Annotated in this window: 13 protein-coding genes; 7 read left to right on the top strand and 6 right to left on the bottom strand. The window is 72.3% G+C overall.

Annotated elements, in window-relative coordinates; translation table 11 throughout:
• Window positions 1-107: 107 nt before the first annotated feature.
• Window positions 108-602 carry a DUF8612 domain-containing protein gene (locus HGK34_RS14290; protein WP_201848518.1) on the bottom strand — a complete coding sequence of 165 codons (495 nt, stop codon included), beginning with the start codon at window positions 600-602 and terminating at the stop codon, window positions 108-110.
• 110 nt (window positions 603-712) lie between these two features.
• Between HGK34_RS14290 and HGK34_RS14285 the strand changes: the two genes are divergently transcribed.
• Window positions 713-1807, top strand: a complete 1095-nt coding sequence (locus HGK34_RS14285) for an IS630 family transposase (RefSeq protein ID WP_201848516.1) — start codon at window positions 713-715, stop codon at window positions 1805-1807.
• Window positions 1808-1896: 89 nt separating this feature from the next.
• Here HGK34_RS14285 and HGK34_RS14280 read toward each other — a convergent pair whose 3' ends face one another.
• Window positions 1897-3669, bottom strand: a complete 1773-nt coding sequence (locus tag HGK34_RS14280; protein WP_244666752.1) for a peptidoglycan D,D-transpeptidase FtsI family protein — start codon at window positions 3667-3669, stop codon at window positions 1897-1899.
• Window positions 3670-3673: 4 nt separating this feature from the next.
• Between HGK34_RS14280 and HGK34_RS22790 the strand changes: the two genes are divergently transcribed.
• Entirely contained in the window at window positions 3674-4051 is a 378-nt protein-coding gene (locus HGK34_RS22790) for a hypothetical protein (RefSeq protein WP_244666751.1), read from the top strand.
• A gap of 445 nt (window positions 4052-4496) precedes the next feature.
• Here the strand turns inward: HGK34_RS22790 and ftsL are convergent, their stop codons facing one another.
• From ftsL to HGK34_RS14260, 4 genes are all read right to left on the bottom strand, one after another.
• The gene (gene ftsL / locus HGK34_RS14275) at window positions 4497-4937 is read right to left on the bottom strand and encodes a cell division protein FtsL (protein WP_201848514.1); all 441 of its coding nucleotides are present in this window, start codon (window positions 4935-4937) and stop codon (window positions 4497-4499) included.
• Window positions 4934-6016, bottom strand: coding sequence for a 16S rRNA (cytosine(1402)-N(4))-methyltransferase RsmH (gene rsmH, locus HGK34_RS14270; protein ID WP_201848512.1), 1083 nt, complete (start codon window positions 6014-6016; stop codon window positions 4934-4936). The genes ftsL and rsmH overlap by 4 nt, the downstream gene beginning before the upstream one ends.
• A 195-nt stretch (window positions 6017-6211) precedes the next feature.
• Complete coding sequence (gene mraZ / locus HGK34_RS14265; RefSeq protein WP_307815964.1) at window positions 6212-6694, bottom strand: division/cell wall cluster transcriptional repressor MraZ; 483 nt, start codon at window positions 6692-6694, stop codon at window positions 6212-6214.
• 364 nt (window positions 6695-7058) lie between these two features.
• Window positions 7059-9881, bottom strand: coding sequence for a cellulose binding domain-containing protein (locus HGK34_RS14260; RefSeq protein WP_244666750.1), 2823 nt, complete (start codon window positions 9879-9881; stop codon window positions 7059-7061).
• A 192-nt stretch (window positions 9882-10073) separates the two neighbouring features.
• Between HGK34_RS14260 and HGK34_RS14255 the strand changes: the two genes are divergently transcribed.
• The 5 genes from HGK34_RS14255 (at window position 10074) to HGK34_RS14235 (ending at window position 15777) form a co-directional block, all read left to right on the top strand.
• On the top strand, window positions 10074-11249 hold the full coding sequence (locus HGK34_RS14255) for an MFS transporter (protein ID WP_201848510.1): 1176 nt from the start codon (window positions 10074-10076) through the stop codon (window positions 11247-11249).
• Between the two features lie 64 nt (window positions 11250-11313).
• Window positions 11314-12951 carry a UDP-N-acetylmuramoyl-L-alanyl-D-glutamate--2,6-diaminopimelate ligase gene (locus tag HGK34_RS14250; RefSeq protein WP_201848508.1) on the top strand — a complete coding sequence of 546 codons (1638 nt, stop codon included), beginning with the start codon at window positions 11314-11316 and terminating at the stop codon, window positions 12949-12951.
• Between the two features lie 2 nt (window positions 12952-12953).
• Complete coding sequence (locus tag HGK34_RS14245; RefSeq protein ID WP_201848506.1) at window positions 12954-14441, top strand: UDP-N-acetylmuramoyl-tripeptide--D-alanyl-D-alanine ligase; 1488 nt, start codon at window positions 12954-12956, stop codon at window positions 14439-14441.
• Entirely contained in the window at window positions 14438-15520 is a 1083-nt protein-coding gene (mraY, locus tag HGK34_RS14240) for a phospho-N-acetylmuramoyl-pentapeptide-transferase (protein ID WP_201848504.1), read from the top strand. Before HGK34_RS14245 ends, mraY begins: the two co-directional genes overlap by 4 nt.
• The gene (locus HGK34_RS14235; protein WP_201848501.1) at window positions 15517-15777 is read left to right on the top strand and encodes a hypothetical protein; all 261 of its coding nucleotides are present in this window, start codon (window positions 15517-15519) and stop codon (window positions 15775-15777) included. Before mraY ends, HGK34_RS14235 begins: the two co-directional genes overlap by 4 nt.
• Window positions 15778-15805: the final 28 nt, after the last annotated feature.

Raw genomic sequence — 15805 nt, 5'->3', positions numbered from 1 at the left:
ACCGCGCACGCTGCGATCTCATCATCAACACACCGCTGCCCCGCACCGGGTCCGTCGCGAAGCAGGTGCCCGGTGATGAACCTGCGGTCCGTGCGAAGCACATCCCGTCACCGCCAGACCGTCGCGATCGGGAGCGCCCAGATGTTCTTGCCGAGTGGATAGGAAGCCGCTCCCGAATGGAGCACGATCCCCTTCACGAAGGTGTCGACGAGTTCGTCCTGGAGCCACTCGAGGTGGCGGGCATCGCGTGGCTCCGGGCTTGCCTTGGCCTTGATCTCAATGCCGACGACCCTTCCCTGGGCACCTTCGAGGAGGTCGAGGTAGACACGTGCGGTCGAGGCGTCGATGCCGGCTGCTGTGGCGATCGTGGCCAGAGCGGGTGTGCCGGCGCTGGACACGGCCGTTGCCTGGAGCAGCGCGGCGAGTCGCTCTGGCGAACGGACTTCGGCGAGTGCGGTGACGTCACGGTGGACCAGTTGATCGACGTACCCCGGGAACCAGAAGCCGCGCTGACGCTCTGTCATGGTGATGGCCTCGGGGAACCCGCCGCGCACCGCCATGTCGATGTAGTCGGGCAGGTTTGGGGCGTCTGGCATCGTCATGGCTTCGAACGGAGACGCGTCGAAGCACCGGTCGAGACGCCCTATCCCGCATCTAGCACACTCGCTAGTCTCCTGAGTCTGGAATTCTGTTCAGAAGATAGTCTTGCCTGATGGGGCAGGTGGGCAGGCCGAAGGCAGAGCTGCTGCTGAGCGAGGATGAGCGTGCGGCGTTGGAGGGGTGGGTGCGTAAGCGCTCGACGCCTCAGTCGTGGGCGTTGCGGTGCCGGATCATCCTGGAGTGCGCGACGGGTGCCACGAATCAGGCGGTCGCGCAGAAACTGGGGGCGACGCCGCATGCGGTGGGGCGGTGGCGGGCGCGGTTCGTGGAGCACCGGATCGCAGGCCTGGGTGACATGCCCCGTTCGGGTGGCCCGCGGTCGGTGACCGACGAGCAGGTCGCGGCGCTGGTGACCCGGACGCTGGAGACCAAACCCAAGGACGCCACGCACTGGTCGACCCGGGCGATGGCGGCCGAGATGGGCATGTCGCAGTCGACGGTCTCGCGCATCTGGCGGGCCTTCGGTCTGCAGCCCCACCGCGTCGAGGGGTTCAAGCTGTCCACGGATCCGTTCTTCGTGGACAAGGTCCACGACGTGGTGGGGCTGTATCTCGACCCGCCGGAGCGGGCGCTGGTGTTCTGCGTGGACGAGAAGTCCCAGATCCAGGCGCTGGACCGCTCCCAGCCGGTCCTGCCGATGATGCCCGGCGTCCCCGAGCGCGCCACCCACGACTACGTGCGCGCCGGCACCACCACGACCCTGTTCGCCGCCCTGGAGGTCGCCACCGGCCAGGTCATCGGCTCCCTGCACCGCCGCCACCGCGCCGAGGAGTTCAAGAAGTTCCTGGTCAAGATCGACAAGCAGACGCCGAAGGGCCTGGACGTTCACCTCGTACTGGACAACTACGCCACGCACAAGACCCCGGCGATCAAGACCTGGCTGGTCGCCCACCCGCGCTTCCATCTGCACTTCACCCCGACCGGATCCTCCTGGCTCAACCTCGTCGAGCGCTGGTTCGCCGAACTGACCAACAAGCAGATCCGCCGCGGGGTCCACAAGTCCGTCCAGTCCCTGGAGAAAGACATCCGGGACTGGATCGCCGGCTGGAACACCAACCCGCGCCCCTACGTGTGGACCAAGACCGCCGACGAGATCCTTGAACGACTCGCCGCATATCTGAACAGAATTCCTGACTCAGGAGACTAGCCGGTGTTCAGCACATGCTCTGATCAGCGTTCAGCACACCGTCGACAGCACTCGGCTGCACTTTCGGCTCACCTCGGCCCGTCCGCCCCTCACCATGTCAGCTTCAGCGGCCGGTACTTCTCCTCGCTGGGCGGGACGTCCATCGTCTGCAGGGTGAAGCTCATGATGTCGCTGAACACCGGCGCCGCGACCACGCCGCCGTAGATGCTGGAGTGCGGGGACCGGAGGAAGACCCCGACGGTGTAGCGGGGGTCGTCGGCGGGCGCCACCCCCACGAACGACGCCATGTAGGTCTGCCCGCCGCCCTCGAGCCACATCTGCGCGGTACCCGTCTTGCCGGCCACGCGGTACCCGGGCACCTTCGCGTTGGCTGCCGTGCCCTCCTCACCCGTCACGGCCTCCATCATGTGCAGGAGGGTGTCCGCGGTCCCGGTGGAGATGACCCGCTCGCCGGCCGGGCGGTCCGGGACCGACTCCTCGCCGTCGGCGTCCGTGGTGCCGGCCAGCAGGGTGGGAGCCATGCGGATGCCGCCGTTGGCCACGGTGGAGAAGACCCCGGTGACCTGCATGGCGTTGGCCGAGAGGCCCTGGCCGAACAGCACGGTGTCGCGGGTGCGCAGGTCCCATTTCGTCACGTCGTCGGGCGGCATGAGCCCGGCGGACTCGCCCGGCAGGCCGAGTCCCGTCAGCTGCCCGAACCCGAACTTCTCCAGGTAGTCCTGGCGTGTCTGCAGCGGGATCCCCTCGCCGGCCATGACGGTGCCCACGTTGGAGGACTCCGCCAGTACCCCGGCCAGCGTGAGGTGTTCGACGGCGTGCTCGTGCGAGTCGCTGAACGTCTGCCCGGACGGGGCCGTCCACCGGTAGGGCACCGTGAACTGCGAGTCCGGCTGCCAGGCACCGGTCTCCAGCGCGGCGGCCATCGTGACCACCTTGCCGGTGGATCCCGGCTCGAAGACGGCGGTCACCGCCTGGGAGGGCTTGGCCACAGCGGCTGTGGAGCGGTCGTTCGGGTCCGGCGCCCCGGAGTCGGCCAGTGCGATCACCTCACCCGTGCGCACGTCCTGCACGACGGCGATCCCGTACGCCGCTCCCGTCTTCCTGACCGCCGCGTCGACGGCGTCCTGCGCCTTCCACTGCACGTCGTGCACGAGCGTGAGGTGGATGTCGTCGCCCGGGACCGCGGGCGTGTACTCCTGCTCCGCGGCCGGGATGCGCAGGCCGTCGCGCGAACGTTCGTACGTCTCCGAGCCGGCCGATCCGGCCAGCACGTCGTCGTACGCGGCCTCGACGCCGGCCTGGCCGGCCTGCTCGCCGTTCACGAAGCCCAGCAGGCCGCCGCCCACGGTGCCCGCCGGGTAGGTGCGCTTGCTGACCAGATCGGTGCGGATGTATGCGCGCAGTCCGAGCTCCGCGATCGCGCGCTGGGCGCGCGGCACGACGTCCTTGGCCAGCACGACGTACCGGGACTCGCCCACGAGCTTCGCGGCGAGTTCGGCGTCGGGCATGTCCAGGACCGGGCCCAGGAGCTGGGCCACGCCCAGCGCACCGTTCTGCACGGCCCTGCCCCGCGAGTCGACACGGCCGTGCCCGCGGAACGACTGGATCGCGACGGGGTCGGCGATGACCGTGTAGCGGTCCACGGACGTGGCGAGCACGACGCCGGCGGAGTCGGTGATGTCCCCGCGGTGCGCCGGCGTGACGGCGGTGGCGAGCCGGGACGCCTGCGCGTCGGCCGCCAGCGCCGGGCCCTGGATGACCTGGACCTGGACGAGCCGCGCCACGAACACCAGCACGATCACGGCGGTGACGCCGATCAGCCAGCGCTGCCGCAGCTCAGGGCTGCCGGGCGCCCGGCGCATCGGCGTGAAGCGACGCCCCTCCAGCGGGGCCGGGCGGCGCGCACCTGCCGCGCCGCGGGGCCGCGCGGACGCCGCCGCGGGGCGGGTCCCGGCGTTCGGCGACGACGGCGCACGCCGTGCCGCGGGCGGGGCCTGCAGGCCGAGGCGCGACGTGGTGGTGCGCTTCCGGGCGGACGCGGACCGGTTCCGGGACGACGTCCGGGGCGACGGCTTCTTCCGGGCCGCCGCGCCGCCCCCGGCGCCCGGTGTCTTCGCGCCACGAGCCTTGGCGCCACGCGGCTTCGTGCCACCCGTCTTGGCGCCACGCGGCTTCGTGCTCTGGGACTTCGCGCCCTGGGACCTCGCGCCCTGCGTCTTCGTCCCCGGTGTCTTCCTGCCCTGAGCCCTCGCGATCGGCGTCCTGGTGTCCGCCGTCTTCCGGGTCGCGGACTTCCCGCCCTGCGCTGCCGGGCCCGATGCCTGTGCACGGGCGGTCCTCGTGCCCGACGACGTACGCCCGGCGGCCCGGCGGCCGCTCTTCGACCCGGCACCGGCCTTCGACCCAGCACTGCTCTTCGACCTGACACCGGCCCTCGATCCGGCACCGGCCTTCGACCCGCCCACCTGGGACGTGCCGGCGTCGTCGGCCCGGTCGCCGTTCCTGGGCCTGCCGGCGGTCCTGGGCTTGCCGGTGGTCCGGGGTTCGCCGGACTTCCTCGACGCCGACGCGCCCTTCGACCCCTTCGACGCGCTCCTGGCCCTGGTGCTCGCCGCGCTCGCGGACGAGCGCGGCGAGGCGGTGTTCCGCCGGGACGACGAGGTCCCGCGCCCCGGTTCCCGCGGCGCCGTCACTCGTCGTTCTCCCGCACCACCTTGCCGGTCTTCACCGAGAGCATGGTCGGGTTCTCGGCGGGCACCATCCCGTAGGAGCGGGCGGTGGTGGCCAGATCGGCCTCGGACTGGGCGATGTCCTCCTGCAGCCCCTGCACGTCCTGGGCGGTGCGCCCCACGTCGCTCTGCAGCCGGGCCATCTCGTACGAGCCCCGGGCGAGCGTCGTGTTCAGCACGAGCGCGCCGACGAGCGCCACGAGCATGATCGTGGCGCACAGCACGAGGAACGGGATCTTGGACCGGGCGTGCAGGGGTGCGCGGACCGCGTCGAAGCGGCGGCCGGTGCGTCCGGCGCCGCCGGCGATCGCGGTCAGCGACGGGCGACGGTTCGCCGGGCGCGACGGCGACCGGTGGGGTGCGGCCGTGGTCCGCGCGGCGGCTGCGCGTGCTGCGCTCATCGGCGGTCCTCCTTGCGTGCCTGGTGCTTGCGGGGATTCCCCTGAACTGGTCGGGAACGCTGGTCGTGCGAGTCGCGCAGATGGTCCGGGGTGGGACGCAGCCGGCGGGCGGCACGCAGCCGGACCGAGGCCGAGCGAGGATTGCGCTCGATCTCCGGCTCGTCCGCGGTCTCCGCACCCCGGGTCAGCGCCTCCAGGTAGGGCTTGTGGGTCTCGGGCTCGACGGGCAGGCCGGGCGGTGCCGACGACGTCGTCCCGCGCTGGATGGCCCGCTTGACGATGCGGTCCTCCAGCGAGTGGTACGACTCCACGACGATCCGCCCGCCGACGGCCAGCACCTCGATCGCGGCCGGGACGGCGCGTTCGAGTACCTCGATCTCGCCGTTCACCTCGATCCGCAGCGCCTGGAACGTGCGCTTGCCCGGATGCCCGCCGGTCTTGCGGGTCGCGGCCGGGATCGTGGCGCGCAGCAGGTCGACCAGGTCGCCGGAGCGTTCCCAGGGCGCCGACTCGCGGCGCCGGACGATCGCCCGCGCGATCTTCGGGGCGAACCGCTCCTCGCCGTACTCCCGCAGGATCCGGGCCAGCTCGCGCTCGTCGTACGTGTTGAGCACGTCCGCCGCCGTCTGCCCGCGGGTGGGGTCCATCCGCATGTCGAGCGGCGCGTCCTGGGCGTACGCGAAGCCGCGGTCGGTCTCGTCGAGCTGCAGCGAGCTGACGCCGAGGTCCATGAGCACGCCCTGTGCGGCCCCCGGCGTGGGACCGCCGTGGGTGTGCTCGGCGACGACGTCGGCGATCTCGTCGTAGACGGCGTGCACCGGCGTGAACCGGTCGCCGAAGCGCGCCAGGCGCTCCGACGCGAGCCGGAGGGCCTCGGGGTCCCGGTCGATGCCGATCACGTGCGCCGTGGGTATCTGCTCCAGGACGCCCTCGGTGTGGCCGCCCATACCGAGCGTGCAGTCGACCAGCACGGCGCCCGGCTCCGTGAGTGCGGGGGCGAGCAGGTCGACGCAGCGCTGCAGGAGGACGGGCACGTGCCGGTCCGCCGCGTCGCCGGTGCGGTCTTCGGTGGCGTTCATCATGTCCCGCCCTCCTTCCGATTTCATGTCGTTCTCGTTGCTTGCCGGATTCTTTTGTTTTGCCCAGGTGCCGCGGGCCACGGTCCGTGGACGAGGCCGTCCGGTCAGGTCTCCCTCCGCGTTTCTGGCGCCGGGGAAGTGCGCCAGATCTCGCGGGAGGAGGCCTCACCGGACGGCCGGCGGGCCTGAGCGGAGTCAGATGCCGAGGTCCGATATCGCCTGGGCGATATCGGCGTAACCCGCCTCCTTCTCCTCCGAGTAGGCCGCCCAGGCCTCCGCGTCCCAGACCTCCACGCGGGTGCCGACCCCGATCACGACGACGTCGCGACCCAGGCCCGCGTACTCGCGCAGGGGAGGGGGAATGGAGACCCGGCCCTGCTTGTCGGGCACCTCGTCCGAGGCGCTCGACAGGAACATCCGCAGGTAGTCGCGCGCCTGCTGGCTCGTCACGGGCGCGGAACGGACCTGCTCGTAGATCCGGCTGAACTCGTCCATCGGGAGCAGGAACAGGCACCGGTCCTGGCCGCGGGTCATGACCAGACCCCCGGCAAGGCGCCCCCGGAACTTGGCGGGAAGGATGAGCCGGCCCTTCTCGTCGAGCTTCGGGGTGAACGTGCCCAGAAGGAGGCCCAGGCCGCTGGACGGGCTCTCCGGCAGTCCGGATGTCGCAGTGTCCACGGCTCGCACCTCCCCTCGCGCTCCCGCGGCCTCCACGCTACTCCACTTTGCTCCACATAGCCTGAGATTTGATCGGGGCAACTCGTGCAGGTAATGTCAATGCGCAGGTCAAGAACCTAAAGACGCGGTGGAGGAATGGGGAACCCGCGCGTGTCCCGTCGGCCCGGCGCCCCGTGGGCGCAGGCGGCCGCGAATTCCGGGGGCCGTTCGGCATCCGGGTCGTGCGGGCTGCCCCTTCCGGCGGACACACGGAAGACGGGGCGGGCGCCGACCGAACCGGACACCCGCCCCGGGTCCCATGGTGGAGGATCGCCTGCCTGCCGGGCCGAGAGGACAGGGGCCCGAGCCGGCGGTGGCGCCACATCTAGGGACTGGTGCAGGCGACGCCCCCGAGCCGGATGTCATCCGCCGACGGCGTCGCCCCGTCCGGCGTCGTGGCCACGAAGCCCACGGTCGCGGACTCCCCGGACGCCAGGCCGGTGTCCCACGCCGGTGCCGTGGCCGTGACCGACGTGCCCTCCTGGACGACGTCGGCGCCCCAGCCGCTGGAGATCTCGACACCGGGCGGGAAGGACCACTCGATCACCCACGGGTCGAGCGTCCCGGTGGCGGTCCTGGTCGCGGTGACCTCGCCCTGGAAGCCGCTGCCCCAGTCGTTCACGACCCGCCACCCGGCCGTGCAGCCCGGCGCCGGATCGGTCACGGTCGGCTCCGGGCTCGGCGTCGCGGACGGTGTCGGGCTCGGAGTGGGCTCCGGGTCCGTGGGCTCCGGTGTCGGCGTCGGCGTCGGCGTCGGCGTCGGTGTCGGCTCGGGCGACGGCGCGGTGCCGGTGAACTCGCCCATGACGATGCCGCGGCCGTTCGTGCCGACGTAGACGCGGCCGTAGACGTCCGGGTCGCCCGTGATCACCTGGCCGGTCCAGGCGAACTGGTGCTCGTCGTCGTTGATGCGTACCCAGGACGCTCCGGCGTCGTCGGACCGGAACAGGCCGCGCACCGCGTCGATCTGCGCCGAGACGTAGATCGCGGGGTGCTCGAAGCCGGGCGCGGGGGCGCCGAACCCGACGGCGTCCGCCTCCTCGACACCTGGCAACTGGTCGAACGTGGCGCCGCCGTCGACCGAGTGCCACAGCCCGTACGGGCCGTCGTCGTCGCTGCCGGCCACGAAGATCTCGCCCGGTCGTCCCGGCACGGCGCCGAACCGTACGTCCCCGGTGGGCAGTCCGCCGGCCCCGGAGGCCGTGAACGTCTCCCCGCCGTCACCGGACAGGTAGAACGTGCCGCCGGCCATCGCGTAGAAGCGCTGCGGGTCGGACCGGTCGGCCTCGATGCGTGCGCCGGCCGGAACCCCGGACGACGAGGTCCAGCTCGATCCCAGGGTCGTGGACACCTGCACGTCCGTCCCGTCCGGGCTCCACAGGATCCGCGAGCCGTCCGCGTTCACCGCGACCGTGCCCGGCCCGGTGACACCGGCTGGCTCCTGTGCCGCCCACCACGAGTCCCCGCCGGACGTCGACACGCCCAGGTGCCCGGCCCCCTCGTCGTCGGACTCGCCGGCACGGACCATCGTGTCCGGTGCGTCCTGCGCGAAGTCCACCGACACGACGCCGGTCTGATAAGGCTGCGTGTACTGGAAGCCGCTGGGCACGGTGTGCACGTCGTCGTGCACGAAGCCTCCGATGTCGTACATCGCCGAGATCAGGTCGACGTCGCCCGGCGGGGCGGCCAGGTCCTGGACCGCAGTCTCCTCGATGCCCTGGGCGCGCACGCCGATCCCGACGGTGCCGCCGGAGTCCCAGGCGGTGAGGTTCTCGCCGCCGTAGACGGTGGCGCCGGTGCCGTACAGGAAGGCGTCGGAGTCGAAGGGGTCGATCTCGAAGGACTCGGTCATCCAGCCGAGCTTCGGGCTCGGGTCCTCAGGTGCGTCCTGGTGGCCGAAGTCGAGCCAGGGCGCCCCGGAGATGTCGAGCGAGTAGCGCAGGTTGCGCTGCGGGTAGGAGGCCCATTCCCAGATCGGGCTCCACGTCTCGCCCCGGTCGGTGCTGCGGTAGACCTGAAGGTCCGGCCACCACGAGATCTGGCTGACCACCATGATCGTGTCCGGGTCCTGACGGTCGATCGTCAGGCCCGAGTAGCCGAAGTACGCGTCCGGGTCGTCCGACGGGACGGGGCTGATCCGCGTCCAGGAGTCCGTGGCCGTGTCCAGGCGCCAGACGTCACCGAGCGAGCCGTCGTACGGGCCGCCGGTGTCGGACGTCGCCAGGTAGAACTGGCCGCCCTCGGTGTCCAGCACCGCCTTGTGCGGGATGAAGCCCGTGGGCTGGCCCGGTACGCGCTCCCAGGTGACGCCCGCGTCGGTGGAGCGGTAGACGTTGTTCTCCGTGTCAGCCACGCCCACGTAGATCGTGCGCGACGGCGACCCGGTGGGTGCGCCCGCCGGGTCGAACTCCACCCACAGGACGCCCTGGTTGGTGCCCAGATAGCCGTCGGGGTCCGACGGGTCGGCGACGTAGTTGCCCGGGTTGGGGAACGCGGTCACCTCCGACCAGGTCACACCGCTGTCGGTGCTGCGCCACAGCCCGTTGCCGCCCTCCGTGCCGAGATACAGCACGCTCGGGTCGCTCGGGTCCACGGCGAGCCGCTCGCCCATGCCGCGCCCCGGCATGTTGCCGCCCACCTGGAACGGGAGGTCGGTCCTGGCCCAGGTCTCGCCCCGGTCGGAACTGCGCAGGATCGCGCCGTCGTTCGGATCCCAGGACGTCGTGTAGGACCCGACCATCGCGTAGACGCGGTCCGCGTCCGACGGGTCCGGGGCGATCGACAGGACCCCGCTGTGGCTCCAGTCCTCCCAGCCCACATGGTCCAGGAGCGGGGTCCAGCGATCCGATCCGGGGTCGCGCCGGTACGCGCCACCGACGTCGGTGCGCGCGTAGACCAGTCCTTGCTCGGCCTCGCTGTACACGATGCCCGGGACGAAGCCGCCCCCGACGATCTCGACGTTGCCCCACTCGTAGTCCGTCTCCTGGGCGGCGTCGTCCTGCTGCGCGGTGACGCCTGCCGGGCCCGCCGGCTGCCCGGCCCATGCCGTGGCCGGGCCGGCCGCCGCGATGCCGATGGCGCCCGCCCCCAGCCCGGTCGCTCCGAGTCCCAGCCCGGTCAGGGCTGCGACGACTGGCCGAAGTCTCATCCTCAGCTCACCTCTTCGTGCCGACTCCTCAGGGGCCGGCCGGCCCCTGCCGGGCACGGCGTCGTGCCCGGCAGGGGAGAACGTAGTTGAAGCGCTTCGACGATCGCAGGGGGCTAATCGGTTAGGAGCCGCGCCACCACGGCAGGCGGAACCCGCTTGTCCGGCGAGCCCCCGGGGCCGCACACTCGCCCCATGACGACGAGTGCCGCGACAGGGACCGCGCACGGCGCGACGCGACGATCACGCGGGTTCGCCGTGCTCCTGGCCGTCACGTTCCTCGCGCTGGCGAACTACGCGTCACTGCTGTCGGTCGTCCCCCTGTGGGCCGCCGAGGGCGGCGCGGGTAGTGCGGCGATGGGCAGCACGACGGGCGTCATGATGGCCGGCACGGTCGCCGCACAGCTCGCCATGCCGTGGCTGTTCCGCGTCCTGGACCTGCGCACCATGGTGGTCGCGGGCGCCGCGCTGCTGGGCGTGCCGACGCCCTTCTACCTCCTCACGCCCGACCTGTGGCCCGTCCTGGCCCTGTCCGTCGTGCGCGGTGCCGGGTTCGCGCTCGTCGTCGTCGCCGGCGGAACCCTGGTCGCCGAACTGTCGCCCGAAGGCCGTTTCGCCCGCTCGGCCGCGCTCTACGGCACCTCGGCCGCCCTGCCCAACCTCCTCGCCCTGCCCGGAGGACTCTGGGCGGCGCAGACCTGGGGCTTCGGCACCACCTTCTGGTTCGCGGGCGGCGCGTCCCTGGCAGGCTCCCTGATCGCCCTCGGCCTGCCCGGTCGCAGTCGCGGGAGCTTCACGCTCGGATCACTCTCCGCTGCCCGGCACATCGTGCGGCCGGTCGGGATCTTCCTGCTCACCGCCGCCGCATTCGGCGCCACGACCACGTTCCTCCCGGTCGCCGGCCCGGGAACGGCGCAGGTGGCCCTCGCCCTGCTGGCCGCGTCCGTCGCGCTGGTCGCCGCGCGCCTGGCCGCGGGTGCCGCCGGCGACCGGATCGGCACCGGCCGGCTCCTCCTGCCCGCCGGCCTCACCTGCGCCGCGGGTGCCGCCGTCATCGCCGTCTCCCTGCACGGCGGCCCATGGCTCCTGCTCGGAGCGTTCCTGCTCGGCGCCGGATTCGGCGCGACCCAGAACGACTCCTTCGTCTCCGTCATGCACACCCTCGGCCCCGGCCACCACGGCGCGGCCAGCACCATCTGGAACATCGCCTACGACGGCGGACTCGGCGCGGGCGCGTTCACGATCGGGCTGATCATCGCCCGGACCGGCTACACGGGGGCGTTCTGGACATTGGCCGCCGCGATCGCCGCGGTCGTCCTCGCCCTCGCGAAGCGCGGGATTCCGGGGCGGGGCGCACCCGCCGAACACTGACATCCAGGTCCGTCCAGCGCGGCTGCGTACGGCAGGAGCGCCCGCAGACGGTAGGTTCTACCCCGTGACATCCCCGCAAGCTCGGATCCGCCCGGATCGCGTGACACCACATCGGGCGAGCGACCTGGCCGCGGCCCTAGGAGCACCCGTCCCGGACGTGGACGCCGAGGTCACGGGCGTTGTCTCCGACAACCGTGCCGCTGGACCGGGCGACCTCTTCGTGGCCCTCCCCGGCGCGCGTGTCCACGGAGCCCGGTTCGCCGCCGACGCCGTCGCCCGCGGCGCCACGGCCGTCCTGACCGACCCCGCCGGCGCCGCGCTCCTGCCCCGCGAGAACCTGCCCGTCCTCGTCGTGCCCGACCCTCGCTCGGCCGCCGGCCCTGCCGCCGCCCGCGTGTACGGCACCCCGGCCGACCGGCTGACCACGTTCGGCCTCACCGGCACCAACGGCAAGACGACCACCACCTACCAGCTCGACCACCTGCTGCGTGCCCTCGGCCACCGCAGCGGCCTGGTCGGGACCGTGGAGACCCGGTCCCACGACCGCGTGCTGCCCAGCGTCCTGACCACGCCCGAAGCCGCGGACCTGCAGGCCGTCCTGGCCGCCATGGTGTCCGACGGCGTCGACGCGCTCGCCATGGAGGTGTCCTCGCACGCCATCGCGCAGCACCGCGTGGACGGCGTGGTCTACGACATGGCAGGGTTCACCAACCTCACGCAGGACCACCTCGACTTCCACGGCGACCTGGAGACGTACTTCGCCACCAAGGCCGAGCTGTTCACCCCCGCCCGGTCCCGCCGCGGGGTGGTCGTGGTCGACGACGACCACGGCGTCGCCATGGCCCGCCGCGCGCAGGTCCCCGTGGCCACCCTGACCACCGGAACAGGAGTGCGCCCCCTGGACCCGGACGCCGACTGGACCGTGTCCGCCATCACGCCCGACGGCACCGGATCCGCCTTCACCCTCACCCACCGCGACGGCCGCGCCCTGCACACCCGCACCTCGCTGCCCGGCGGCTACAACGTCGCCAACGCGGCGCTCGCCGTTGCCATGGTGCTGGAGTCGGGCGCCGGTGCCGAGGAGGTCGAGAGGGCGCTGCGCTCCGCCGACGGCCTCACCGCGACCGTGCCCGGCCGGATGGAGGTGCTCGCGACCTCTCCGCGCGTCGTCGTCGACTTCGCGCACAACACCGAGGCGCTCGAACTGGCACTCTCCGCGCTGCGGCCCACCACGAGGGGCAGACTGTCCGTGGTCTTCGGCGCGACCGGCGACCGCGACCCCGGCAAACGCCCCTTCATGGGCGCCGCCGCGGTGCGCGGCGCCGACGTCGTCGTCGTGACCGACGACGACCCGCACGGCGAGGACCGGGCGGCGGTACGCGCCGCCGTGCTCGACGGCGCCCGGGAGGCGCTCGCCGCACTGGCCGGAGGGCCGGGACCGGTGCCGGAGCTGACCGAGGTCGCCGACCGGGGCGAGGCGATCGCCACCGCGATCGGCCGGGCGGACCCCGAGGACACCGTGCTCGTCGCCGGCCGCGGCCACGAGACGATCCAGGAGATCGCCGGGGTCGACCATCACCTGGACGACCGCGAGGAGGCCCGCGCGGCGCTGGCGCGACGCCTGCCCCACGAGGGCTCGGACGCCCCGCACGGGGCCGGCCACCACGTGGCCGACCACATCAAGCAGGAGAGGACGAGCTGAGCATGATCGAGCTGACTGCGGCGCAGGTCGCCGCAGCCACCGGGGGAACGCTGCACGGCGACCCGGACACGAGGGTGACCGGACCGGTGGTCACGGACTCGCGGAAGGCGGAGCCCGGTGCGCTCTTCGTCGCCTGGGAGGGCGAGGCCGCGGACGGGCACGACTTCGTGCCGGGCGCCGTCGACGGCGGAGCCGTGGTCGTGCTGGCCGCGCGTGAGCTGCCCGGTGCCGGCGTGCCCGTCGTCGTGACGGCGGACCCGCAGCGCGCGCTCGGCGACCTCGCCCGCCACGTGCTGACGCGGGTGCGGGAGACCAACCCGGACCTGAAGGTGGTGGCCGTCACCGGCTCGGTCGGCAAGACCACCACCAAGGATCTGCTCGGGGCGCTGCTGCGGCCCGAGGGAGCCACGATCGTGCCCGCGGGGTCGCTGAACAACGAGGTCGGGCTCCCGATGACGGTGCTGGAGGTGACGCCCTCCACGCGGTACCTGGTGCTGGAGATGGGCGCCGACGCGCCGCGCAACATCGAGTACCTCACCTCGATCGCGCCGCCCGAGGTGGGCATCGTGCTCGCGGTCGGCGTCGCCCACGTCGGGAAGTTCGGCGGCGTCGAGGCGATCGCGCGGACCAAGGGCGAGATGGCGGAGGGAACGAGGCCGGGCGGAACCGTCGTGCTGAACGCCGACGACATGCGCGTCGCCGCGATGGCCGACCGCGTGGACCGGGCCGCGGGGACACGCGTGGTCACCTTCGGCACGATCCCGTCCGCCGACGTCCGCGCGCAGGACGTGACGATCGGGGCCGACGGCCGCGCGTCGTTCACGCTGCGCGTCCTCCCGTCCGTGGCCGGAACCGGCGCCCCGGCGTCCGGGCCCGTCGAGGTCCCCGTGACCCTCGCCCTCGTCGGCGAGCACCACGTGACCAACGCGCTCGCGGCGGCGACGGCGGCGCTGCGGCTCGGCATCGACCCGGTCACCATCGCCGGCCGGCTGGCCGGGGCCGGCCCCGCCAGCCCGCACCGCATGGCCGTCGCCGAACGGCCCGACGGCGTCACGGTGATCGACGACGCCTACAACGCCAACCCGGACTCGATGCGGGCAGGTCTCAAGGCCCTGGCGATCATGGCCGGGCGCGAGCGGCGGTCGGTCGCCGTGCTGGGCGAGATGCTCGAGCTGGGCGACGACTCGCGTGTCGCGCACCACGACGTCGGCCTGCTGGCCGTCCGGCTCAACATCAAGCTCCTCGTCGTGGTGGGCGAGGGTGCGTACCACATTCATGAGGGAGCTACCCAGGAAGGTTCCTGGGGGGAGGAGACGGTGTTCGTGCCGGACATCGAAGCGGCGGCGCACTACCTGGACGGCGAGCTGCGCTCGCGCGACGTGGTGCTCGTCAAGTCGTCACTGGGAGCCGGGCTCTGGCGCCTGGGCGACCACCTCGCCGGGACCGGCGAGACGATCGCGGCACGGCCCGGACAGGAGGCCACCCGGTGATCGCGATCCTGGTCAGCGCGGCCGTCGCGCTCCTCGTGTCCCTGTTCGGCACGCCGCTGTTCATCCGCTTCCTGATCCGCAAGAACTACGGCCAGTTCGTCCGCCAGGACGGGCCCACCGGACACTTCACGAAACGTGGCACCCCCCAGATGGGCGGCGTGGTCATCATCGGGGGCACGGTCATCGGCGTGGCCGCCTCGATGCTGGTCAGCCAGCAGCTGCCGAGCATGTCGGCGCTGCTGTGCCTGTACCTCATGGTGGGCCTGGGCGTGGTGGGCTTCCTGGACGACTTCACCAAGATCCGCAAGCAGCGCTCGCTCGGCCTGAGCCCCCGGGCCAAGCTGATCGGGCAGGGCTTCGTCGGCATCTCGTTCGCCGTGCTCGCCCTGGGCTTCCCGAACCAGCACTCCCGCACCCCCGCGTCCACGAAGATCTCGTTCCTGCGCGACACCGACCTGGACCTGGCGTTCCTCGGTGCCACCGTGGGCCTGATCCTCTTCGTGATCTGGGCGAACCTGCTGGTTGCCGCCTGGTCCAACGCCGTGAACCTCACCGACGGCCTCGACGGCCTGGCCACGGGCGCCTCGCTCATCACGTTCGGTGCGTACGTGCTGGTCGGGATCTGGCAGCTGAACCAGTCCTGCCAGCGCCTCGCGGCGGCCGGGCCGAGCTGCTACGACGTCCGCGACCCGCAGGACCTCGCGATCGTCTCCGCCGCGGTCATGGGCGCCTGCTTCGGCTTCCTGTGGTGGAACGCGAACCCGGCCAAGATCTTCATGGGCGACACCGGGTCGCTCGCCCTCGGCGGCGCGCTCGCCGGGCTGTCCATCCTGTCCCGCACCGAGTTCCTCGCCGTGATCATCGGCGGGCTGTTCGTCATCATCGTCATGTCCGACGTGATCCAGATCGGGTTCTTCAAGGCCACCGGCAGGCGCGTGTTCAAGATGGCCCCGCTGCACCACCACTTCGAGCTGTCCGGATGGGGAGAGGTGACCATCGTCATCCGGTTCTGGCTGATCGCCGGCCTCTTCGCGGCGCTCGGCATGGGGATCTTCTACGCCGAATGGGTGGTGTCGTGACCCCAGGGCCGGCACCGTCCGGCTCGGACGCCGGCGCCGGACAGGAACCGGCACCGTCCGGCGGTGCCCTGCCGGGCAGGGGGGCGGCCGGTGCGGGCCGGCCGGTCGTCGAACCGGCCGTGCCGCTGGAGCGCGCACGGGTCGTCGTCGCCGGGTACGGCGTCACCGGCCGTGCGGTGGCGGCCGCCCTGCGTGGCCGCACCGCGAGCGTCGTCACGGTGGACGCCCGCTCCGACCTGTCTCTTATACACATCTGACGCTGCCGACGATAAGGCTCGTGTAGAT

This window comes from Myceligenerans indicum, from assembly GCF_016742955.1.
GTDB lineage: Bacteria > Actinomycetota > Actinomycetes > Actinomycetales > Cellulomonadaceae > Myceligenerans > Myceligenerans indicum.
This window is presented reverse-complemented; position numbering and strand designations above follow the sequence as displayed.